This window comes from Hymenobacter gelipurpurascens (genome assembly GCF_900187375.1).
GTDB classification, from domain to species: Bacteria; Bacteroidota; Bacteroidia; order Cytophagales; family Hymenobacteraceae; genus Hymenobacter; species Hymenobacter gelipurpurascens.
In genome coordinates, this window is record NZ_FYEW01000001.1 from 99,845 (window position 1) to 120,867 (window position 21,023).

Consider the following 21,023-nt stretch of genomic DNA (forward strand, 5'->3'; position numbering starts at 1 on the left):
GCCACTACCTACCGTTGCTCTGCGAAGCTGGCGTTGCGGCTCACTGCTTGCCCCGTCACCAGCGCGTGGTAATGGCCGGCCAGCATGCCGCCAATGGAATGCTGGAACGACTTTTCAAACACCACATCATCCACGGAGGCAATGCCGATAACCTCGGCCGCGGTGCCCGTCATGAAGGCGGCAGAAGCGGTGCGTAGCTCCTCCGGCGTGAAGAACTTCTCGTGCACCGTGATGCCGGCCTCGCGGGCCAGGTCAATAATAGTGTTGCGGGTGATGCCGCGCAGAATGCTGCCTTGGGGGGCCGTGTATAGCTCCCCGTCGCGCTCGAAGAAGAAGTTGGCGCCGGGGCCCTCGGCCACGTAGCCGTTCATGTCCAGCAGCAGGGCTTCATCATAGCCGCGGCCCTTGGCCTCTGTGCTCGCAATGATGGAGTTGACATAGTGGCCGCCTACTTTGGCCTCAATAGGCACCGCCTTGGGGTTGGGGCGCTCGTAGGGCGAGATGGTGAGGCGCAGGCTTTGGTCGCCGAGGTATTTGCCCCATTCCCACACCGCAATCAGCAGGTTGCTGGTAGTGGCGGCTTTCAGGCTCATGTTGGGTGTGCCGGCAAACACCAGTGGCCGGATGTACGCGTCGTTCAGGTTGTTGCGTTTCAGTACCTCATAGCTGATGCGCGTAAGCTCCTCCACCGAGTACTCTAGCGGCAATCCAATGCACTTGCACGAGTAGTGCAGCCGCTCGTAATGCTCCTCTGCCTTGAAGATGCGGGTGCCGGCGGGCGTATTGTACGCCCTGATGCCTTCAAAAACGGAGTAGCCGTAGTGCAAGGATTGGGCATACACGCCACAGGTAGCCCGCTCAGCCGGCACGAACTCGCCATCCAGAAAGGCAACGGTGTTACTGGTAAAATACATAGTGGTAAGCAGAAAATCGTACAAAAAAGCCTTCCTGAGCGCTGGGCTGAGAAAGGCTGGTCGAATCAGGACAAGGCGCTTCCTTTCAGCCCGGCAATGGCAGAATAATGACTAGCAGGACGGGATGGGAAGCAGTGGTCATGGAACGCGGAAGTGGAAGCAGGAAGAGGGATGGGGGAGTGGCCTACTGGAGCCTTGGTTTGCTGCAACTCTTTGCAGGGAGTAGCATCCGCTGATGGTGTCTTCAGAGGGAGCAACCTGCGTGATAAGGGCCCGCAAGCCGGCCGTTACGTGCGGAAGAAAAATTGCAGACCAGAAGGTGGAAAAGTGCTCAGGCATATCATCTTTACGATCTATTGATGAGCACAAGTACACTAGCCTATTCTGGTAGCTCAAACTTTCTTCTTCAGGTGTTACTATTTCTATATGTTTATTTTAAATAAATAAATATCTGTATAACAGTGATTTAACTTTTGGCCTCATACAATGCCCAACGAAAGTTCCGATCCGGTTTTTCAATTAATCAAGACCCTGACCCGCACCGAAAAGCGGCACTTCCGGCTGTTTGCCAACCGGCAGGGCTCCACTGATGGGCTAAAGTTTTTGCAGCTTTTCGATGCGCTGGATGGGCAGGAGAAGTACGATGAGGAGCGCGTGCTGGCCCAGGTGCCGGCCATCAAGAAAGTACAAGTAGCCAACCTCAAGGCGAATTTATATAAGCAGCTGCTAGCCAGTCTGCGCATGTACCACGCCGGCCATAACCTCGATATTCAGCTTCATGAGCAGCTGGATTACGCCCGCGTACTCTACAACCGCGGCCTCTATCAGCAGAGCCTGCGCATGCTGGAGAAGATAAAGGCCACGGCCCACCAATCCGAGATGCTGCACATTGTGCTGCTGGCCCTCGATTTTGAGAAGCTGATTGAAGGGCAGTACATCACGCGCAGCCTGCGGGGGCGGGCCCGGGAGCTGTCGGATGAGGCTACGGATACGGTGGTGCACCTGGCCCGGGAGCACGAGCTGTCCAACCTGGCGCTGCGCATGTACGGGCGCTACCTCAAAATTGGACACACCCGCAACCAGCAGGATTACGAGAAAATCACGGCCTATTTCCGCGACGGTTTGCCCACGCTGGACCCGCGGCAAGCTGGTTTTTATGAGCAGCTCTACTACTACCAGGCACACGTGTGGTACTACACCATCACGCAAAACTTCCGCCTGTGTTTTCGCTACGCGCAGAAGTGGGTAGATCTGTTTGAGAATAACCCCACCATGCGCGAGCAGCAGGCCATGCTCTACATCAAAGGCCTGCATAACCTGCTGATTACGGCGCACAATATGCTGTACTATAGCAAGTTTGAGCAGGTGCTGACGCAGCTAGAGGCCTACGCCGCTGATCCCGACCGGCGCACCAGCCCCAACATTGAAATGCTGTTGTTCCTGTATATCTACACGAACCGGCTCAATGGGTATTTCATGCGCGGGCAGTTCACCGAAGGCCTCACCATTATCCCGGAACTGCTGGAAAAGCTGGACCACTTCCGCATTCAGCTCGACTCGCACCGGCGCTTGGTGTTCTACTACAAAATTGCCAGCCTCTACTTCGGCAGCGGCCAGCCCGACAAGGCCATTGAGTACCTCAACAAGGTGATTTTCTTCAAGGAAGCGAACCTGCGCGAGGACATCCAGTGCTTTGCCCGCATCCTCAACCTGATTGCCCACTACGAGGCCGGCCGCGACGAAGCCCTGGAGTATCAAATCCGGTCGGTGTACCGCTTCTTGGGCAAAATGAACGACCAACAGCAGATGCAGGAGGCCATCTTCCAGTTCCTGCGCAACCTCGGCGATGTAGCGCCTTCGCAGCTCAAAGAGGCGTTTATTAAGCTCAAAGACAAGCTGATTCGTATTGCCGAAAACTCCTTCGAGCGCCGCCCCTTCCTCTACCTCGATATCATTTCCTGGCTGGAAAGTAAGATCGAAAACGTGCCCGTGCAGGAGGTCATTAAACGTAAATTCAAACAGCTGAAGTAAGCTGTGTTGGGAGCACAATAAGGTGCCACTTTTGGGGCTCAGGTGCTAGCCCTTTACTCTGCAAGTGAACGAAGATTGGTATACCGAGGATATAACGTTCATCTCTTATTAAACTATAGCGGACGTTGATAGTGGTAATCGGATTGTAAATGCCGTGAATGCATCTTTCTGTGTGTCAACAGATATGCTTCCCTTGTGCATTTTAATAATATCCTGGCTGATGAATAGGCCTAGGCCTATTCCCTTGGAAGTAGGCTTGGTTGTGAAGAAAGGAGAGAATAATTGTTGCCTTTCAATATCTGACATCCCATTGCCATTGTCTTCAATTCTTATTTCTGCAAATTGGTCATTGACACTAGTTTTGACAATGATTTTAGGTTGAAATGATTTGTCTATAATTGATTTTTCATTTAGAGAATAGACGGCGTTGCTGATAATATTATAAATAACTGAATTCATTTCTGCTGGTAAGATCTTAATAGAGCAGTCGTTTTCAGGTTCGTGCATCAACTCAAGTGAAATACCACCTTGAGCACTATTGATACTGTTTCTGTACAAGGCAAGCTGACTATCTATAAAAGAATTAAGAGTAGTCCCAACAAAAACATCGGACTTTATCTGTAGGATTTTGTCCATGCTTCTGATGATTCTCGTCATGTTATGCCCATGCTCCTGAATCTTTTCCGTATTAGCTTCAATCATGGAGAGTAATGGCATTAGCTCATGCTGAAGATGGTCATCTTGTACGTATACGTCTTTAGCTAATAGCTCTTTACTTTCATCCAATAGCTCATTAGATACTGCGGCAAAGTTGTTTACGTAGTTTAACGGATTAAGCAAACGGTCAACTAGGCCTTTGGTAAGCTGACCAATGGATGCTAATTTTTCTTGCCGAATTAATTGCTCCTGCGTTTCTTTTAGATCGGTAAGCGTTTTATTAAGGCCCTCAAATAAATCATCAGATTTCTCTTTTTCCTTGATCAATTCTTTGGTTCTGTCTTCTAGCTCCTGACGAGCCGCCGATAAGTCAGTGACCATTTTGTTAAAGGCTAAACCAAGTTCGCCTATTTCGTCCCTTGACTTACTGAATACTCGTTGAGTAAGGTCGCCTCTGCCCACCTTTGTAGCAGCATCTCGGAGTTTTAGTACTGGAATGGAAATATTTCTGGCTAGGCCAAAGCCGATAACAATACCTATGCTGAAAACTAGAAAGCTAAAGAATAAAGAGGTGATGCGAATTTGTCTTTTGCTTTGAATTATTTCTTTGGTGGAAAAAGCCAAAGCAACTTCCCCGTGCATAAGGGCGGTGCTGAATGCAGTTCGCTTTACAACTATTGAGTCGTTAGATATGGCATCAACATCAATCTGCTTGCTGTCAGGGTACGTTTTAAAAACGGTTCTATTTATTTTAAAGCTAGAATGGGTCTTATTCCACACCGTATCGGTTTGCAATAAACTAACAAATCGGAGCAAGGGGTCTTTTTTAACAAAATCCATAGCAGTCTGAACGCCTTCGAAATTTTGTTCAGTCATGGCTATTTTAACGCCAAGCGCAACAGTATTTGCTTGGTTTTGCACTTCCTTATTGAAATTACTAAGAAGTGTTCTTTCTTGTATTGCGGGTAAGTAAAATAGAACGAAGAAGGAAAATAGCAATACTATACTAGTCACCGTCATCCATATTTTAGTCTTGACCGTGAGGCGTAAGCCTTTTATAATTTGAAAAAGTTGTGGTTTGGGTAAATTAGTTACCATAGCGCAGATATAGGTAAGCAATTAGTGCTTCTAGTGGATGGGCGTTACAAAGACTTCTTTCCATCAATAGCTATAACCTTATTGTTAGCCGAGGCTTGTGTGACAATGCCAATTGCGCCGCTTGTCTGTGAAACGAATTCTTCAAGATCAGATTCGCTATTGAAAAAATTTGGTGCAGCAGCCTTGCCTTGAAATACCAGAGCAAGCCAATATTTATTTAGATCATTTGGGCTCATGTTGTAAATCTTTTTGCTGGTAACAACCCCTATTGGTGTATTGCTTTTTAGAAGTGCTATAACTACTTTACTGCCATCTGGCCAGCGTAGTTTTTCTCCTCGCATCACAGACTTAAGCTGCTCTATTTTCATTTCGGCTGGTATTGCTTTTCCATTCGCAATCACCACAAGATTACTATTGTCTTGAGAATTAGCCGGTAGCGAGAGGTATACAAAAAAGAGAAAGGGTAGAGTAAGGCGTCGGTAAATCCAATTCATCGCGTATATAAGTTAGAAACCGACTGCTACTTGAAAGATCAATTTGTCTGGTGTGCCAACTGTTGATCTTTGTATATGTTGATATTCAAGCTTGAGCACGGCTAAATAGCTTATTTCATACCGTAGGCCACCAACAAATGATCGGACGTTGTTATTTAAATAATACACCTCTTTATTGCGATATTGAATATTGTCGAGCCTGATATACGGAATGATTTTATCAGTAATTCTAAAACCTGCATATGCATACGAAGCTAATGCCTGCTGCATTCCAAGGCTGTCGGACCTGTTTATAGCCATGCTGCTTTCTGCTAAGAGCTCATACCTTTTAGAGAAGACAGAATCGGTGTAGGAAACCGAGGCGGTCATTATATTTTGAGTGACCTTAGACGGAATCAGGGTGTTAGTGCCGCCAGAATGATTGTGCGACATACTGCCTTTCGAAAGGACATCATGATACAAGGAGGCCCCTAGGCGGAAGCCATCAACGGGCTTCACGTGCACAGCGGCTGTCAGCGATTTGAAAGGGTTATTATCAGCAATATCTCCTGAGCCTAGCCCATTGCCAACCATAACGTCATAGCCAAACCGGAGTCTGCCAAGGTTTTGCCCTTGTAAGCTGATGCCAGTAGTGTGCAGTGGTATTATACCCTCGGAAAAAACTAAAGGGCGCTCAACCGTTGGAAAGAAAACTCGGCCATGGTGGTAAGTATCATTCCAATAGTTGATGGGAGTATGGTGTTTGCCAATTAAGACGCTATGATTGCCCGCATAATTGTATTTCAATATTATGCGTTCTACACTGATATCGAAATCGGTGGGAGAATCCAAGGAATATTTAAAAACGGTTTCCCCCAGAAATGATAATCTCTCGGTTATCTCTGATGTAATAAATAAGTCCTGCTCACCAAGCCCAAAATTCGCTTTGCCTTTTTGGTAATAAGAATAGGCATCTACAAACCCTCTTATCTGGGTACGCTGGGCCACTACCCGGTGTGCCGAGCACAAGAGTAGAGTACTGATGAATAAAAGGATTAATGAGTACTTAGTTCTTTCCATACCTGCTGTTTGAATTTATTCGATAAATGAAGGAGGTGATGTCACCAACTGAAAAGCGGGTAGTCGATTACGCAGGTAGTGGTCTGCGTTGCGTACTTGCTGGGCGCCAACTGCTTATACACTAGGCAATAGATACAGGGAGAAAAGGACGTTACTACATAGCTGCCGGCTTAGGCGATTACTGTTAGCTAAAGGCTCTTTCAGGGCCTGAATCATAAGCAACGTAGGGGTGTGTGTAATGTGGTTTTATTCAGTTTATATGAATAAAATTTATTAAAATGTTTCTAAATGTATGTTATTCTCTGCAGTTCAGCTAATGGTTATGGAGGGTATTTTTTAGGAGTATCCACTTGTCAGCAGAAGCTTATTCCCGATAGGCCTTTTCTTAGTTCTGGCGCATTAAAAAGCCCTTGGCAACCATATTGGCGCCAAGGGCTTTTCCTACTCTGCTCTAGTGTACTTAGCTTATAAGAAGCTGTGCAGTGGGCGTGGTGATTGTGATTCTTGCCCGATGGCAATAGTTACCACCTTAGAAACGGACTGGCCTGCATAGCTTGTGCAAACAGCGCTGCTACCAACCCAGTGTACATTGCTGCTCCCAGCCACGTAATCAGTACGGCGCGAGAAGGTATCTTTCGGCTGACCCACCAGCCAAATAGGGGAACCACTTGCAGCGCATGCAGGCCTAGAAAGTGGGCAATTCGCAGGTCGCCGGCCCGGGTGCTCCAGCCGAGGCCCGGTAGGCCAGGACCGCCATCGGGGGCACCGACGGTGTGCTGGTTGAGGTGAATCATCATGCCGCCCAATACGCTCCCGATGAGGAATAGCAACAGGCCTAGGCGCACGCCCCACACATAGCCAGCGGGGCCATCTGGGCGGTACCGCCAGACCAGGTACACGGCCCACACTGTCAGGAGCGTATTGACCAGGATAAATACGCCCATGAGGCTGAACAACAGCCCATCGAAGGCAGTGGCATTGTTGAAATGAGAAGTGGTGCCGCGAGCCGCTTGCGTAGCGATACACGCCATTTCTACCGCCATGCTTAGGCCTATACCCCAGCTGATGCGGCGCACGGCGCGTTGCGCCGGAGAGGGTAAGTCGGCGAGCAGCCAGGCCAGCGTCCAGAGGTAGAGCAGGCCTGATAGCGCGAACTTGATCGGCTTCACCCAAACTGGTAGGCCAGTCACTGCCCGCGTATCAAAGGGCAGCAGCACCAGTGCCAGCAGCAAAAAACCTACGTGCAGCCAGCCCACCCACGACAGCACCGGATTCACGCGGTGCAGTACCCGCAGCCAATCGGCAATAAACCTCAAGGGCGAGGAGTGGGCTGTGCTCGGTTGAACGGGGTATGTTGAAGCGGGCTTCAGGGGATAAGTGGCAGCCATTGCAGTAGAGCGTTAAGTAAAAGCGGGGAATAAGTAGGTTGCGAATCCATACATGGGCGGTTCCTAATTTCTGGCAGGATATTACTGCTAACCACAAAATTATTGCGCCTTATAATCTGTCTGTATTGATTAGGATATTCGCAATGCCAAGCTATTTCTTGTGGCTGGTATGAGCCGAATGCTAGAAAATATGCAGCAGCGTGAATTGGATGAAATAGGTATATGGCTTACTGTGGCATGTATTCAAAATAATAATGTTCTAAGCGTGTCATAGTAATTTAAATAAAGGATAGTAAGGCCGGTCAGATTTATAAACCCATGTGTCAATATAGAATACCATAGATTCTGTTTAATGAGTAAAACGATGCCCAGAATAATTCCAATAAAACCCGTGCTTAAAACTCCACTCCAGCCCTGATAGGCGTGGCACATTCCAAAAATTATGGAGGTGGATAGCAAGCCGATTATGTTTCCTGTTGATGCATTAGAAAACAGAGCGAATACCCTCGTTAAAAGGAACCCGCGAAATAAAATTTCCTCCAGAAGTCCGCCCAGAATAAAGCCTACTATAACCCAGCCTGCGTAAATAAAAATATTGTTCTTAAAATCGACTTGAGTCAGATCGATCGGTGTGTTAGTTGTTTTTTCAACAAGAGGGTTAAAAAGAGTCTCGACAAATAACTCAATTGCCACACCTAATACTGCCGAAACCGCAATTGCTTTCAACCAACTGAGGGGTTGCACAAATCTCATGGAATTGAGCAAAAGTGGCCTCGCCTTGCTTCTTCTTATGTAGGCAAATACAAGAATAAAAGCGCCAATTACTCCAACCTGTGGAATGCCCAGGATTAAGGCAAAGCAAAGGATAGTGAGGATCAACTCGGTTTTGGGTAACCTAGTGAGGTAGCTCATGCGGAGGGGAGTGTTGGCTACTGACCGAATAGCGGCCGTGGCGCGGAAGGGGTATGACATAATGGGGTTGGTGAAATGATTAGCTCCGAGATAGTGCGGTTGGTGCTATGCAACCTGGGTCCTGCGCATCAACAGGAGGGCGCTTTACTGCTAAGTGTTAGGGCGTGGCAGCGGAAACCGGAGCAGCAACTTCGCAGGCGTAGAAGCGCCGCACCAGGCTGTAGAGCAACAGCCCCACCGGCCCAAACAGGAACGTGAGCAGCAGGCACGGCACCAGCAGCAGGTGTGGTACGCCGCGCCGGCGGGCATCGAGGGTTTCCCAAATACCGATGCTCATATCAAAGCATAAGTAATGCACCCAGCCGGCCAGCAGCGCCCACGGGCTGCGGAACAGGGCCGCAACCTCTGCTAAGGAGCTAAATCCGCCTTCGGAAGTGTGCGGCCCCAGGTAGTGTGACCCGATCAAAAGGGTGTAGGCCACTGCCAGCACCAAGGGCAATGCGCCACTGAGCACTACTTGCCGGGTGCCACGCCAGCGCGGGGCCAGCAGCAGCAAGGCCCAACCCAGCATTGCTACAAAATTGGCTAAGGAAAACAGCAGGTCGGGGGTGAGTGCCATGCGGGGTAGAAGTTTCTTGAGCCAAACTTGCACAATGTAGGTAGCATTGCCGCGTCAAAACGGGGTGAACCGTCAGGGGAAACGGGTAAACCGGAAGAAGCCGTAGGCCAGTTATGCCGCGCATAGAACACCGTTCAGCTAGTCCGCGTACCTTTGCAGCGTGAAGGCAGCATTTTTACCGAGACGGGCTTACCTGGTTACCCTATTCCTTGTGGGGGGAGCCGGAGTGGCCTACGCTGCCCCAGGAGCTCTTCTGAAAGATGATTCCACTTTCGTGCGGCAGTCGCACCGCCGGGCCGTATTCCAGTTTGATCAGCGCTTTAGCTTGCTCAATGGAAAGGTGGTCGGCATCAATGGCCTCAAAGGCGGCATAGAGTGGCGTGGCCGCTGGCGCGCGGGCTTGGGCTTGTACCGTCTTTCGGGCGGCGTGCCTACCCGCATTGCGCAGCCCGAAGGCACGCCCAGCGGCACCCGCGACGAAGTGCGGTTTCGCTACTTGGTGGCCTACGGCGAGTATGTGTTCATCGGCAACCCGCGCTGGGAGCTGAGCACGCCGCTACAGCTGGGCGCGGGCAGCTACTATACCAAGTATTATTTCCCCGATGGCGGCATTCGGCGCACCGACCGGGAGGTGCTCTTCGTGCTAGAGCCTTCTATTGCCGCGCATTACCGCGTATTTCGTTGGATTGGCGTGGGCGCGGGCACGGGCTACCGGCAGGTGATGGCCGCCGGCAAACAGCCCCAGGACGATATGAGTGGCATCATCTTCTTTGGCCGTGTAAAGTTTTTCCTCGGCGACTTTATCAAAGTAGTGCGGGGCCGCGAGCGGCTGTTCTCGCAGCAAGGTCTGGAAAGCCACAAATAGCCATTCTACGCAAAAAGCACCACCAGCCCGTAGGCCAGTGGTGCTGCGCAAATGCATGAGAAATCCGTTGAGGCTGGCCTAGCGCGGAGCGCCGATGCCTTTGGCCGTGAGTGGGCGTCGCAGCATGTAGCGGTACACGAAATTGCCGGGAGTGCTGGCGCCTTTAGCGCTGGCGGGTTCCTCCAGAATCTGCACAATTTCCCAGCCCAGAGAGCCCATATAATTCAGGGCGCTGATGGAAGTGGCAAACACCTGAATTTTGCCCGCTTCCCGCATCACCTGCTCGGAACCGCCCAGCTTCTCATAGCCATAGCCGAAGTCGACGTAGATGTCGCCGCTCTTTTCTTTTTCCGGCTTGCCACTCGGTATGGTTCCCGTGCGCATCAGCTCACAGAACTCATACCGCACCGGCTCCAGTGGGCCAGTTCGTACGCCCGGGTTTGGGGCTTGTGCCGCCGCCGTAGAAGCAGCCAAGGTGCCAGCAAGTAGCAGAGAAGCGAAAAGGTGTTTCATGTAATAAGGTTGGAAGAATAGTCACGCGAAGTGTTGTAGAAGGCCTGTCAAGGAGCTTTCTACAGCGCGCGGCTATCAGGTTGTGAAGGTGTGTGGGAAGTTGAGTTGATGACGAATGGCTGCTTTCCCGCAATCAGGTTGAGAGAAAGCAGCCCGATGTGATGCAGGCAAGACTTCAGCGCGAGGCCCAAAGCGTTGTATAAAACAGCGAATATTTCACGGCAGTAAGAAAGCGAAACGCCCTGCGTAAAGCAAACCGCTGCAGGCTGCTGCTAGGCCACTTACCGCTGATGGGCAGACGGCGCCGCGGCCTGCCCCCGAATGGTGCCCAGCCGGTCGAGCTTGCCAGAAGCCGTGGTTTTGAACTGCGGCACGTAGGCCACTTCGCGCGGACGCTCGTACTTTTCCAGTCGCTCCGAGAGCAGCGAGAGTAACTCTTGCTGCTGATGCGGCGGCAGCGGTGGGCCTTCAACAAACGCCGTAACCTGCTCTCCCAGGCGCGCATCGGGGCGGCCGGCCACAAATGCGCGGCGGGATAGGCCTAGCTCCGTTAGGGCCACTTCCAGCACAAGTTCTACTTTCTCGGCCTGCACCTTCACGCCTCCGCTGTTTATCACGAAATCGGCGCGGCCCAGCCATTCAAACGTGTGATTTTCGGGCTGCAGATTTACCCGGTCGTTGGTGGTGATGAGCTGGTCGTTGGTAACGTCGGCGCGCACCGTAAGGCAGCCGCGCTCATCCTGGCCTACCTGAATTCCGGGCAGCACCTGGTACAGCGGCGACACGTTGGGGCCATTAAGGCGGCGCAGGGCAATGTGCGAGGCGGTTTCCGTCATGCCATAGGTCAGGTACACCGGCACCTTCAGCTTCTGAATTTCCTTCTCCAGGCTTTTCTCCACCGATGCGCCGCCTACCAGAATGGCCTTCATGCGGTTCAGGCGCGGGCCGTGGCCATTGGCCAGTACCTCACGCAGCTGCAGCGGCACAAAGGAGGCAAAGTCGAAATTGCCGGTGGGCACCAGCACCATAGGGTCGGCCTGGGGCTCTACAATGGTCAGGTGCATATTGCGCTCAAAGGCCCGCACCAGCATCATGATGCCGCCCACAAACTCGCAGTTCAGGCACACCAGCATCCGGTCGCCGGGGCCCAGGTCGAAGTAGTCGCCGGTGCGGCGTGCCGAGGCTTCCAGCTGCCGCCGCTTCATCTGTACCAGCTGTGGCTTTCCCGTTGAGCCAGAGGTGCGCAAGCCAAACTCCTGCGCCCCGTTCAGCCACTGCCGGCAGAAGTCGAGCACGCGGGCCTCGTAGCCATTAAGGTCGGTGGGCGAGTTGGCAGGATACTGCTGAATATCGTGGTAGCGGAACTCACGGCCGTTGAGCAGCAGAGAGTCGGGGAGGAGCGTGGAGGCGGACATAAGCGGTGCAGAAGACAGGGCAAATATTCAGAGCTATAACCGCAAAAGCATACGTAGCTCCTGCAAAACCGGCAACAAAACCTGCTTCCCCTTGACATTGAAGCCGTTAAAACCGTATATTACCTACGTCACCAAACTCCCACCGCCATGCTCCCTACCGTATCAAGTCCGTTTGCCTTGGCTAAAACCTTTGTTTTCCGACGCTACCTCACTGTCCGGAACCGCATAGCGGCTCCCACCACTAACCCGGTTGCGGAGGCAGCGCGCAAAGCCCGAAAGCTGCTCAAGAAACGCGCAAAGGACGAACGACTTCGTAACTTTTTCGGCTGGTGCGAGGGTTGCGCCGGGTACGGCTCCATATTTTAACCAACAACTTATAACGCAAAAAGCGCCACCCAGATCGGGCGGCGCTTTTTGCGTTATAGGGTAGGCTGAGCCGCGGGTTAATGCACGAACCACACGAAGCTAGAATATCAGGTAGCTATGGCGATGGTGGTAGCGCCAGCAGCCATTGCCATACTGTAATTGGCGCAATGGACTGTGGTAAGCAAAAGCAGCTCCTTGTAGTCGAGAGCCTCAAACTCGTTGGTGCTTGTGAGCATGTAATTGCAATTCAGCGTGTTCCACTTGAAAGAGGGCTGCACCAGCAATAGCTCTCGTTCATCCTTATTCTGCAAGACATACGTGTTCTTGAGCAGGCTTTTCAGCTTGAACACGTAGGCTTTGCTGGTGGCTTTCGACTTGATCAGAATAGTGCCACCCCAGTTCATCTTAAAATTCAAAAGCACCGCCTCCTGGTCTCTCACCTCGATGGTAGTTCCCCAGAAACCACGGGGCGCAATCTGAAACGTAGAGCCATCGGCCAGCGCTATAACGGCCTTGAAGGAGAACCATTCGGTGTAGTGCAGGGCCCCCAGTATCTTGTCAGCCTGCAGTAGCTGAAAGTCTCGGGTGCCGTTGGCTAATATGGTATAATCTGCCATCGTGCTAAAAAATAGAGGCTGGTTCAGGCACCTGATCGAAGAGTAAGGACCGCCCTCTACTAGTGCGCTTTTGCAGGTTCCGGAACAAGTTTGAAGTATGTAGCCTTGAAACGTCCATCTGCTACTTCGCCCTGTACCTGCGCTTTCCGGACGGAGTTGCAGAAGCCGTCTTTAGCATGCGCGTCGCCGTGCGAGTCGATGGTGGTGCCGTCTACGAAGTAAGCTTTGCCATCCATCCGAATGGCCAGGTCGCAGCTCTTGCCCGGCAGGCCTAGGCGGCACTGCCCGCAGGCGGCGTCTACCAGCAGAAGCTCTTTGTTTTTATCAGGCGAGGCCGTGCTGGCGGCGGTGGGGGCAGTTTGGGCTTGTGCGGTTGCTACGCCCGCGAAGCTTAGCAACAGCAGTGTCAACAGGAATTTCATACGGAGAGGCATCAGGGGAAATATACTTGTGGCAATATAGCCAGAGGCCAGCTAAGCGAACAAAAGAAAACGGCTCGCACCCCGAGGCGCGAGCCGTTTCAAGAGGCCTATGCCACTTGGTCCGTTATGGGAACTTGGGGAACTTCGAGAAGTCGGGCTTGCGCTTTTCGATGAAGGCGTTTTTGCCTTCTTTGGCTTCTTCGGAGAGGTAGTAGAGCAAGGTGGCGTTGCCGGCCAGCTCCTGAATACCCGCCTGTCCATCCAGCTCCGCGTTGAAGCTCGATTTGAGCATGCGCAGCGCCAGAGGGCTCTTTTCGAGGATTTTGTTGCACCACGCCACGGTAGTTTCCTCGAGCTTATCGAGAGGCACCACCTTGTTCACGAGGCCCATATCAAGGGCTTCTTGGGCGTCGTACTGGTCGCAGAGGAACCAGATTTCGCGGGCCTTCTTCTGGCCTACCACGCGGGCCAGGTAGCTCGCACCAAAGCCCCCATCAAACGAGCCTACATTCGGGCCGGTCTGGCCGAAGCGGGCGTTATCGGCGGCAATGGTCAGGTCGCAGACTACGTGCAGCACGTGGCCGCCGCCAATGGCCCAGCCCGCCACCATCGCCACCACGGGCTTGGGAATAGAGCGGATCATTTTCTGCAGATCCAGCACGTTCAGTCGGGGAATGGTGTCCTCGCCTACATAGCCGCCATGGCCACGCACGCTCTGGTCACCACCCGAGCAGAAGGCTTTACCACCTTCACCCGTGAAAATGATAACCCCGATATCGGTGCGGTTGCGGCAGATATCCATGGCCTCAATCATCTCCTGCACCGTGAGGGGCGTGAAGGCATTATGCACCTGCGGGCGGTTGATGCTGATCTTGGCGATGCCGCCATGCTGCGTGAAGAGAATTTCGCGGAACTCCTTAATCGGGGTCCAGGTAATTTGTTCGGCCATAGTTAATGGGTGGTTTAAGACACTGCGCTATCTGCGAAACCTTCGGTGCTCTCCATGGGCTACAAGTCGTAGATGCCGTTTTAGGCCGCCGAGGGCGCGGAAGGTTTCGCAGATGGCGCAGTGTCGTTCTTTAGGAAGAGAAAGAAGTCCGGACCATGGCCCGGTAATGTTCAAAGAAGTCGGCGTTGGTCTTGCTGTCGGTGGTGATTTCGAGCAAGCTGGCGCCGGATTCGGGTGCAAAGAAAACCGGTAAAGCCGATTCTAGTTCAGCAAAAGAAGAAACGGCCGTGTAGCGCAGCCCAAAGTCGCGGGCGGTGTTCTCGGCCCGGAGCATCTGGCGCGTCTCGAAGAACTCCTCCAGCTCCGGCTGCTGGCGCGGCCCATCAATCATGCGGAAGATGCCGCCGGCGTGGTTGTTTAGCAGAATTACGCGCAGGTTGGGCGTGGGATAGTTGTGCCAGAAGGCGTTGCGGTCGTAGAAAAACGCTACGTCGCCGGTAAGCAATACCACTGGCCTAGCGGGCTGCGCCAGCGCCGAGCCGATGGCCGTGCTGGTACAACCATCAATCCCGCTGGTGCCCCGGTTCGCAAATACCTCTACCCGGTGGCCTACGGGCAGGCCCAGAATGTTGGGGTAGCGCACCGCCATGCTATTGGCCAGGTGCAGCGCCGACTGATTGGGGAGGCGTTGGAGGCACTGATAGATGGCCGTGAACTCATTGAACGGCTGGTTGGGCTGCTGCATGAATTCAGCCAGGAAATCGGTGGCCCAGTTTTCGGCGGCGAGCCAGGGCTTGAGGTAGGCAGCTTTGGCAGTAGCTTCCGTCTCGGAAAGCTGTGCTCCGCTGCTAGGCCAGGCCAGGCGCACCGGGCCAGTAGGAGCAGGGCGGGGCGCTACGCGGGTAGCATCGGGCTGGGCCACGTGCGCCTCACTCCCCAGCCCTCTCTCCAAAAAAGGAGAGGGGGAGCCTGACGATTCAGCTCTGTTTACATCAGGCTCCCCTTTCTTGGAGAGGGGGCCGGAGGGTGAGGCAACCGCTGCGAAGAAATCAGCCGGCTCCATGCGCACCGTTTTGGTGAGCGACTGGAACGTGTCGGCCACTACGCCCGCTGACTGAATGTGCCAATGCTGGGCCGGTCTGGCGTTGCGCAGGTAGAGCTTCAGAGCTTTGGAAATCAGTGACTGGCCGAAGGTAATGAGCAGCTCAGGCTTCAGGGCTTCCTTCAGCCCCAGCTCCGGCACAGCCATAAACACATCTTGGTGGCCTAGCGGGCGTAGGCGCTGGTCGAAGCTTGGGGCAGCGGGCAGGTGCAGGTTCGCAATTAAGTCGCCCACCACGGGCACCTGGTAGGCCACGGCAAACTGGCGCAAAGCCAACAGAAGTGCTTCGTCGGCAGGGTGCTGCCCGGCCACCACTACCACCCGACTGGTACCACTGATTTCAGCCCGAAGCTCTGCCAACACGTTGGCGGGCAGTTGGGGCCGCCCTGGCAGCTCACGAGTAACCTTAACGGCCTCAAACTGCAGCTCTTCGCCAGCTTTCGGATAGAAAGGCTCCCGTAGCGGGATATTCACCTGCACCGGACCTGCCGGAAACTGCTCTGCTAGGCCTATGGCTTCTGACACCACGCGCGTGGCGTGCCACTTGGCATCGGCGTGCGTGGTATCGGCAGGGAACGTGAAGGAGCCTTTGGCGTGGGCACCGTACAAATCGGTTTGCCGCACCGTTTGGCCATCCAGCTGATCAATCCACTCCGGCGGCCGGTCGGCGGTGAAAACCACCAGAGGAATCTGCTGAAAAAAGGCTTCGGCCACGGCAGGCGCGTAGTTCAGGCCCGCCGTGCCGGAGGTGCACACCAGTGCAACCGCCCGCCGCTGGGTCTGGGCCAGGCCTAGGCCTATGAAAGCCGCTGCCCGCTCATCCGGCACCGTCCGCACCTTAATAGCCGGATGCCTCGCAAACGCAATGGTGAGCGGCGCACACCGGGAGCCCGGCGACAACACTACATCGGTAATGCCTAGCTGAGCACAGATTTCCGGGATGTTATGAACCGCTTGAAGGGAAGACATTGCAGTAAAATTGATAGGGGACAAAAGGAGCTAAAAAGGCACGTCATCCTGAGTGTGCGAAAGATCTAGTCAGGTATGAACGACAGGCCTAGCGCCTCGTGCTGATATGATAAGATCCTTCGCAAGCTCAGGATGACGTGCCTTTAACCGGCAGGATGGGGCTTTTAGCGTTAATTCAATCATGCAGAATCGCGCTAATGGTGCGCAGCTTCAGCTCCGTCTCCTGCCACTCGCGGGCAGGTTCAGAGTCGATAGTGAGGCCAGTGCCGGCGTAAAGTATGGCTTCCTGAGGGCGGAGCTGGAGGCAGCGCAGGTTTACGTACAAGCGCGCCACGCCCGCTTCGGGCAGGTTCACGGGGCCCAGGAAACCGGCGTAGTAGGCGCGGTCGTAGCCTTCGTGGCGGCGCAGGAAATCCAGAGCGGGCTGCTTGGGTACGCCGCCCACGGCCGGGGTGGGGTGGAGGAGGCGGAGCATATCGGTGCCCAGCGTAGGGAAGGGAACCTGGGCGAGGTGCACGGCAAAATCGGTACGCAGGTGCAGAAGCTGGCCCGCCGCTACGGTTCGAGGTCCTTGTTCATCGTACTCGCGGAGGCGCAGCTGCTTGAAGCAGTTTACAATATAGCGGGCCACCATGGCGTGTTCTTCCAGGTCTTTGTGGGCCCAGCGCGCGGTGGCGGGTTTCATGCCGGGCAGCAGCGGCTGGGTGCCGGCCAGCGCCATCGTCCGGAACACCTGCTGGTCGTCGATTTCGGCAAGTACCTCCGGCGTGGCGCCCAGCCAGGTGCCCACCCCCGGCGCACTCACCAAGGATACAAACGCATTGGGGTAGCGCTCCTGTAGTTCCTCAAAGGCCGTCAGGGCATCAAACCCGGCGGGCAGCGGCTTGCGCACCGCTCTGCTCGACACCACTTTCCGAACCACGCCCGCCTCAATAGCCGCCACGCCGGCTGCTACCAGCGCTTCGTACTCAGTCTGAGAAGCCGTGGCCGGAGCCGGCTGCTGACTGACGTGCCAAGGCAGCTCCTGGGTGTCCGGCAATGCTGAAAAGCGCTGCCGCAACTCCGGCAAGCGGGCCGCCGCCGTAGCACTCACCTGAATTTCCTCGGGGTGGCCTAGGTCAAAAAACAGATCAGCGGGCAGAAACAGCGGCGGGTTGTGGTCGGAATCCCAGAAGGGAAAAAACGCAAAACCCGCCGGCGCCGTAGCCTCCAGCGCGGGCGGCAGGCCCACGTACGCCGAATCGGTTTTGATGCTGAGGCAGAGCCGTGCGTGCACAGCGCCCGGCAGCCGCCACAGCGCCACTGGTTTACCACTGGTGAGGGCCAGCGCCACCAGGCGCCGAAGCCGATCAGGGGTAGTTAGGTTTGGGTTCCAGGGAATGCGCTGTAGGCCACTCATGCCTTCGGAGCTGCCGCTGGTAAGTCGATAATGGCCATGGTAATGCGGCTGATGCAGACCAGTGCGCCGGTTTCCTCGTGCGTAATCCGGATTTCCCAGACCTGTGTGCTACGCCCCACGTGCAAGGCCGTGGCCCGCCCAATTACGTGGCCGTCGCGTACTCCTTTGAGGTGGTTAGCATTAATTTCGAGGCCTACGCACGCTTGTTTGGTGGGGTCGATTTTGGTGGCGGCGCCCACGCTGCCCAAGGTTTCGGCCAGCGCTACAGATGCGCCGCCGTGCAACAGGCCCATGGGCTGGTGCGTGCGTCCATCAACCGGCATGCGGCCTTCCAGGTAGTCGTCGGTGAGAGCGGTTAGCTCGATGCCCAGGGCATCGGCGAGGGTAGGGCGGGTGCCAACCCATTGTTTAATTTGCTCCAGCTTCATGCGTGAGAGAGTTGCTGCTTCATGGGGCATCCTACAGGTGGCCTAGGGTTCTCGTCAGGCTAGAAGGAATTGCTGATAGCATAACCATTCTGGCGGGAAAAGGTCCTACGCACTAGTTCGGACGACAAAAGGAACCAAACGCCCAAACGTATCCGTCCGGACGAAAAGGCCGTACTTTAACGGCATAAACAGCAAAACTAGCGGGAAAGTGAGCGTCAAAAAAATATACCTGATTCGGCACGGGCAAACCGACTTTAACGTGCGGGGTATCGTGCAAGGCAGCGGCGTCGACTCCTCGCTAAATGAGGCCGGACGGCGGCAGGCGGCGCGTTTTTTTGCGGCTTATCGACACATTCCTTTTGATAAAGTTTATACCTCCGTGTTGCGGCGCACGCACGAGTCGGTGCACGATTTTCTGGCGCTAGGCCTCCGGCATGAGCAGCACGCGGGCCTCAACGAGATTAGCTGGGGCACCCGCGAAGGCACCCGCATCACGGCCGAGGAAGACGAAGAGTACTTTGGTGTATTGCAGCAGTGGCGCGCCGGCCAAACCAGTGCCCGCCTCGAAGGCGGCGAAAGTCCCGACGATGTGGCGGCCCGTCAGCGCCCGGTTATTGAGCTGCTGACCTCCAGGCCCGAAGAAGAAACGGTACTGGTGTGCATGCACGGCCGGGCCATGCGCGTAATTCTGTGCCAAATGCTGGGCTACCCGCTAAGCCAGATGGACAGCTTCGAGCATCACAACCTCTGCTTGTACCAGCTTGATTACACCGGCTCTATGTTCACCGTCCGGAATTTTCTGGATGTTAGGCATTTACAGGAAACGCATGTGTAACTGCTACGGCTGACTTTCCTGATTAAAACCCTGCTATTTTGCTCGGGTAACACCTGGCAAAACAGTGAAGTACATAAATAAGGCCTTGTAGGCCACCTGGGGCGAAAATTCGCTGTTCTAGGCCTGTCATTAGAAGACGCGCTATAGTTTGCACCCCCGGATTTTCGGGCTAATTTTGGCCCCACTCAATTCCAACCGAAGAAGCTGATGGCCGAACTCATAAAAATGCCCAAAATGAGCGACACAATGACCGAAGGGGTTATTGCTTCGTGGCTCAAAAAAGTAGGCGATAAAGTGAAATCAGGGGATATCCTGGCCGAAGTCGAAACCGACAAGGCGACGATGGAACTCGAAAATTACGAAGACGGCACCCTCCTGCACATCGGTCCGAAAGAAGGCGACGCAGTACCCGTGGATGGCCTATTGGCTATTGTGGGAAAAGAAGGAGAAGATATTTCTGCACTACTAAATGGCGGCGGTGCTCCGGCTCCGGCGGCTCCAAAAGCAGAAGCAGCCCCCGCGCCTGCCCCCGTGGCAGCACCAGCTCCGGTCGCCGCGCCGGTAGCGGCTGCCCCAGCTGGCAACGGCAAGAAAGCCACCATCATCCGGATGCCCAAAATGAGCGACACGATGACGGAAGGCACTATTGCCGCCTGGCTCAAAAAAGTAGGTGACAAAGTGAAGTCAGGTGATATTCTGGCGGAAGTGGAAACCGACAAGGCGACCATGGAGCTGGACAATTACGAAGACGGAACCCTGCTCTATATCGGCCCAAAGGAAGGTGAAGCTATTCCGGTTGATGGTATTTTGGCCATCATTGGGGAAGAAGGCGCCGACGTTCAGGCCCTGCTCGGTGGTCAGTCGGGTGGTAGCGCGGCTCCGGCTCCGGTGGCTGCTGAAGCGGCTCCAGCCGCTGTTACGGCCTCGGCTTCCGCTTCGGCGGCAGAAGCTGCACCTGCCCAAAATGGTGGCCGCATTTTCGCCTCGCCGCTGGCCAAGAGCATTGCCAAAGACAAAGGCATTGACCTGAGTACTATTAAAGGATCTGGCGAGAATGGCCGCATCGTGTCGCGCGATGTAGAAGGCGCTCAGCCTTCCGCCGCTGCACCTGCCGCTCAAGTTGCGCCGGCTCCACAGGCCGCCCCCGAAGCTCCTGCCGCTACCGCGGCACCGGCCCAGGCCACTCCGGTTGCCCCCGCAGCCGCCGAAGGCACCTACACCGACACGCCCGTGTCGCAGATGCGCAAAGTCATTGCCCGTCGTCTGTCGGAAAGCCTGTTCACGGCGCCGCATTTCTATCTCACGATGGAAATCCTGATGGACCGTGCCATGGAGGTTCGTACCCAGCTCAACACTTTGTCGCCGGTGAAGCTCAGCTTCAACGACATGGTGATCAAGGCCGCAGCTGTTGCCCTGAAGCAGCACCCCGTAGTAAACTCCTCGTGGCTCGGCGACAAAATTCGCCAGAACAAGGTGGTGAACATCGGAGTAGCCGTTGCAGTAGACGAAGGATTGCTAGTGCCCGTAGTGCGCAACGCCGACGGCAAAGGCCTCTCGACCATTGCTACGGAGGTGAAAGAACTCGCTGGCAAAGCCAAGAGCAAGAAGCTGCAGCCCGCTGAGTGGGAGGGAAGCACCTTCACCATCTCGAACCTGGGCATGTTCGGCATTGAGGAATTCACGGCCATCATCAACCCACCAGATGCCTGTATCCTGGCAGTGGGTGGCATCAAGCAGACGGCCGTGGTAAAAGACGGTCAGCTGGCCATCGGCAACATCATGAAAGTGACCCTTTCGTGCGACCACCGCGTGGTAGACGGTGCCACTGGCGCTGCCTTCCTCCAGACGCTGAAAAGCCTGCTGGAAGACCCAATGCGTATGCTCATCTGATAAGTCAAGCGCTTATAAAGCAGGAAAGCCGGCCCTACCTAGGGTCGGCTTTTTTGTTTGCTGGTAGCGGCCCAATAACTA

General features: G+C 54.4%; 19 protein-coding genes. 4 read left to right on the forward strand and 15 right to left on the reverse strand.

Features of this window, described 5'->3' with window-relative positions; all coding sequences use genetic code 11:
* Positions 1-8 precede the first annotated feature (8 nt).
* The gene (locus tag CFT68_RS00430) at positions 9-914 is read right to left on the reverse strand and encodes a branched-chain amino acid transaminase (protein ID WP_088843624.1); all 906 of its coding nucleotides are present in this window, start codon (positions 912-914) and stop codon (positions 9-11) included.
* Between the two features lie 486 nt (positions 915-1,400).
* On the opposite strand from CFT68_RS00430, the gene CFT68_RS00435 reads away from it, so the two are divergent.
* Positions 1,401-2,945 (forward strand): hypothetical protein, encoded by a 1,545-nt coding sequence (locus tag CFT68_RS00435; protein ID WP_088841461.1) that lies wholly within the window; start codon positions 1,401-1,403, stop codon positions 2,943-2,945.
* 108 nt (positions 2,946-3,053) lie between these two features.
* Here CFT68_RS00435 and CFT68_RS00440 read toward each other — a convergent pair whose 3' ends face one another.
* From CFT68_RS00440 to CFT68_RS00465, 6 genes are all read right to left on the reverse strand, one after another.
* Complete coding sequence (locus tag CFT68_RS00440; RefSeq protein WP_088841462.1) at positions 3,054-4,700, reverse strand: sensor histidine kinase; 1,647 nt, start codon at positions 4,698-4,700, stop codon at positions 3,054-3,056.
* Positions 4,701-4,744: 44 nt separating this feature from the next.
* Entirely contained in the window at positions 4,745-5,194 is a 450-nt protein-coding gene (locus tag CFT68_RS00445; RefSeq protein ID WP_088841463.1) for a hypothetical protein, read from the reverse strand.
* A 12-nt stretch (positions 5,195-5,206) separates the two neighbouring features.
* Positions 5,207-6,253, reverse strand: a complete 1,047-nt coding sequence (locus CFT68_RS00450) for a hypothetical protein (RefSeq protein ID WP_088841464.1) — start codon at positions 6,251-6,253, stop codon at positions 5,207-5,209.
* 521 nt (positions 6,254-6,774) lie between these two features.
* Positions 6,775-7,641, reverse strand: a complete 867-nt coding sequence (locus tag CFT68_RS00455) for a hypothetical protein (protein ID WP_088841465.1) — start codon at positions 7,639-7,641, stop codon at positions 6,775-6,777.
* A gap of 243 nt (positions 7,642-7,884) precedes the next feature.
* Positions 7,885-8,553 carry a CPBP family intramembrane glutamic endopeptidase gene (locus CFT68_RS00460; RefSeq protein WP_170934659.1) on the reverse strand — a complete coding sequence of 223 codons (669 nt, stop codon included), beginning with the start codon at positions 8,551-8,553 and terminating at the stop codon, positions 7,885-7,887.
* Positions 8,554-8,710: 157 nt separating this feature from the next.
* Positions 8,711-9,172: an ABA4-like family protein gene (locus CFT68_RS00465; protein WP_088841467.1), complete on the reverse strand. Its 462-nt coding sequence runs from the start codon at positions 9,170-9,172 to the stop codon at positions 8,711-8,713.
* A 211-nt stretch (positions 9,173-9,383) separates the two neighbouring features.
* Here CFT68_RS00465 and CFT68_RS00470 point away from each other — a divergent pair, with 211 nt between their 5' ends.
* On the forward strand, positions 9,384-10,037 hold the full coding sequence (locus tag CFT68_RS00470) for a hypothetical protein (protein ID WP_141106381.1): 654 nt from the start codon (positions 9,384-9,386) through the stop codon (positions 10,035-10,037).
* Positions 10,038-10,115: 78 nt separating this feature from the next.
* On the opposite strand, the gene CFT68_RS00475 is transcribed toward CFT68_RS00470, so the two are convergent.
* The 8 genes from CFT68_RS00475 to CFT68_RS00510 form a co-directional block, all read right to left on the reverse strand.
* On the reverse strand, positions 10,116-10,550 hold the full coding sequence (locus tag CFT68_RS00475; RefSeq protein ID WP_088841469.1) for a hypothetical protein: 435 nt from the start codon (positions 10,548-10,550) through the stop codon (positions 10,116-10,118).
* A 281-nt stretch (positions 10,551-10,831) separates the two neighbouring features.
* The gene (locus CFT68_RS00480; RefSeq protein ID WP_088841470.1) at positions 10,832-11,965 is read right to left on the reverse strand and encodes an AMP-binding protein; all 1,134 of its coding nucleotides are present in this window, start codon (positions 11,963-11,965) and stop codon (positions 10,832-10,834) included.
* Positions 11,966-12,438: 473 nt separating this feature from the next.
* Positions 12,439-12,948, reverse strand: a complete 510-nt coding sequence (locus CFT68_RS00485; protein ID WP_088841471.1) for a hypothetical protein — start codon at positions 12,946-12,948, stop codon at positions 12,439-12,441.
* Positions 12,949-13,007: 59 nt separating this feature from the next.
* Positions 13,008-13,370, reverse strand: a complete 363-nt coding sequence (locus CFT68_RS00490; RefSeq protein WP_088841472.1) for a DUF6370 family protein — start codon at positions 13,368-13,370, stop codon at positions 13,008-13,010.
* Between the two features lie 124 nt (positions 13,371-13,494).
* Positions 13,495-14,319, reverse strand: coding sequence for a 1,4-dihydroxy-2-naphthoyl-CoA synthase (gene menB / locus CFT68_RS00495; RefSeq protein ID WP_088841473.1), 825 nt, complete (start codon positions 14,317-14,319; stop codon positions 13,495-13,497).
* A 130-nt stretch (positions 14,320-14,449) separates the two neighbouring features.
* Positions 14,450-16,390 carry a 2-succinyl-5-enolpyruvyl-6-hydroxy-3-cyclohexene-1-carboxylic-acid synthase gene (gene menD / locus CFT68_RS00500; RefSeq protein ID WP_088841474.1) on the reverse strand — a complete coding sequence of 647 codons (1,941 nt, stop codon included), beginning with the start codon at positions 16,388-16,390 and terminating at the stop codon, positions 14,450-14,452.
* 175 nt (positions 16,391-16,565) lie between these two features.
* Positions 16,566-17,789: a chorismate-binding protein gene (locus CFT68_RS00505; protein ID WP_088841475.1), complete on the reverse strand. Its 1,224-nt coding sequence runs from the start codon at positions 17,787-17,789 to the stop codon at positions 16,566-16,568.
* Positions 17,786-18,217 carry a hotdog fold thioesterase gene (locus CFT68_RS00510; protein WP_088841476.1) on the reverse strand — a complete coding sequence of 144 codons (432 nt, stop codon included), beginning with the start codon at positions 18,215-18,217 and terminating at the stop codon, positions 17,786-17,788. Before CFT68_RS00510 ends, CFT68_RS00505 begins: the two co-directional genes overlap by 4 nt.
* Before the next feature lie 208 nt (positions 18,218-18,425).
* On the opposite strand from CFT68_RS00510, the gene CFT68_RS00515 reads away from it, so the two are divergent.
* Complete coding sequence (locus CFT68_RS00515; protein WP_088841477.1) at positions 18,426-19,052, forward strand: histidine phosphatase family protein; 627 nt, start codon at positions 18,426-18,428, stop codon at positions 19,050-19,052.
* Between the two features lie 207 nt (positions 19,053-19,259).
* Positions 19,260-20,942 carry a pyruvate dehydrogenase complex dihydrolipoamide acetyltransferase gene (locus tag CFT68_RS00520; RefSeq protein WP_088841478.1) on the forward strand — a complete coding sequence of 561 codons (1,683 nt, stop codon included), beginning with the start codon at positions 19,260-19,262 and terminating at the stop codon, positions 20,940-20,942.
* Positions 20,943-21,023: the final 81 nt, after the last annotated feature.

Bases quoted from the DNA above. Each gene is read 5' to 3' on its own strand.
- CFT68_RS00430 (WP_088843624.1), bottom strand. From the start codon at position 914: ATGTATTTTACCAGTAACACCGTTGCCTTTCTGGATGGCGAGTTCGTG.
- CFT68_RS00435 (WP_088841461.1), top strand. From the start codon at position 1,401: ATGCCCAACGAAAGTTCCGATCCGGTTTTTCAATTAATCAAGACCCTG.
- CFT68_RS00440 (WP_088841462.1), bottom strand. From the start codon at position 4,700: ATGGTAACTAATTTACCCAAACCACAACTTTTTCAAATTATAAAAGGC.
- CFT68_RS00445 (WP_088841463.1), bottom strand. From the start codon at position 5,194: ATGAATTGGATTTACCGACGCCTTACTCTACCCTTTCTCTTTTTTGTA.
- CFT68_RS00450 (WP_088841464.1), bottom strand. From the start codon at position 6,253: ATGGAAAGAACTAAGTACTCATTAATCCTTTTATTCATCAGTACTCTA.
- CFT68_RS00455 (WP_088841465.1), bottom strand. From the start codon at position 7,641: ATGGCTGCCACTTATCCCCTGAAGCCCGCTTCAACATACCCCGTTCAA.
- CFT68_RS00460 (WP_170934659.1), bottom strand. From the start codon at position 8,553: ATGAGCTACCTCACTAGGTTACCCAAAACCGAGTTGATCCTCACTATC.
- CFT68_RS00465 (WP_088841467.1), bottom strand. From the start codon at position 9,172: ATGGCACTCACCCCCGACCTGCTGTTTTCCTTAGCCAATTTTGTAGCA.
- CFT68_RS00475 (WP_088841469.1), bottom strand. From the start codon at position 10,550: ATGAAACACCTTTTCGCTTCTCTGCTACTTGCTGGCACCTTGGCTGCT.
- CFT68_RS00480 (WP_088841470.1), bottom strand. From the start codon at position 11,965: ATGTCCGCCTCCACGCTCCTCCCCGACTCTCTGCTGCTCAACGGCCGT.
- CFT68_RS00485 (WP_088841471.1), bottom strand. From the start codon at position 12,948: ATGGCAGATTATACCATATTAGCCAACGGCACCCGAGACTTTCAGCTA.
- CFT68_RS00490 (WP_088841472.1), bottom strand. From the start codon at position 13,370: ATGAAATTCCTGTTGACACTGCTGTTGCTAAGCTTCGCGGGCGTAGCA.
- menB (WP_088841473.1), bottom strand. From the start codon at position 14,319: ATGGCCGAACAAATTACCTGGACCCCGATTAAGGAGTTCCGCGAAATT.
- menD (WP_088841474.1), bottom strand. From the start codon at position 16,390: ATGTCTTCCCTTCAAGCGGTTCATAACATCCCGGAAATCTGTGCTCAG.
- CFT68_RS00505 (WP_088841475.1), bottom strand. From the start codon at position 17,789: ATGAGTGGCCTACAGCGCATTCCCTGGAACCCAAACCTAACTACCCCT.
- CFT68_RS00510 (WP_088841476.1), bottom strand. From the start codon at position 18,217: ATGAAGCTGGAGCAAATTAAACAATGGGTTGGCACCCGCCCTACCCTC.
- CFT68_RS00520 (WP_088841478.1), top strand. From the start codon at position 19,260: ATGGCCGAACTCATAAAAATGCCCAAAATGAGCGACACAATGACCGAA.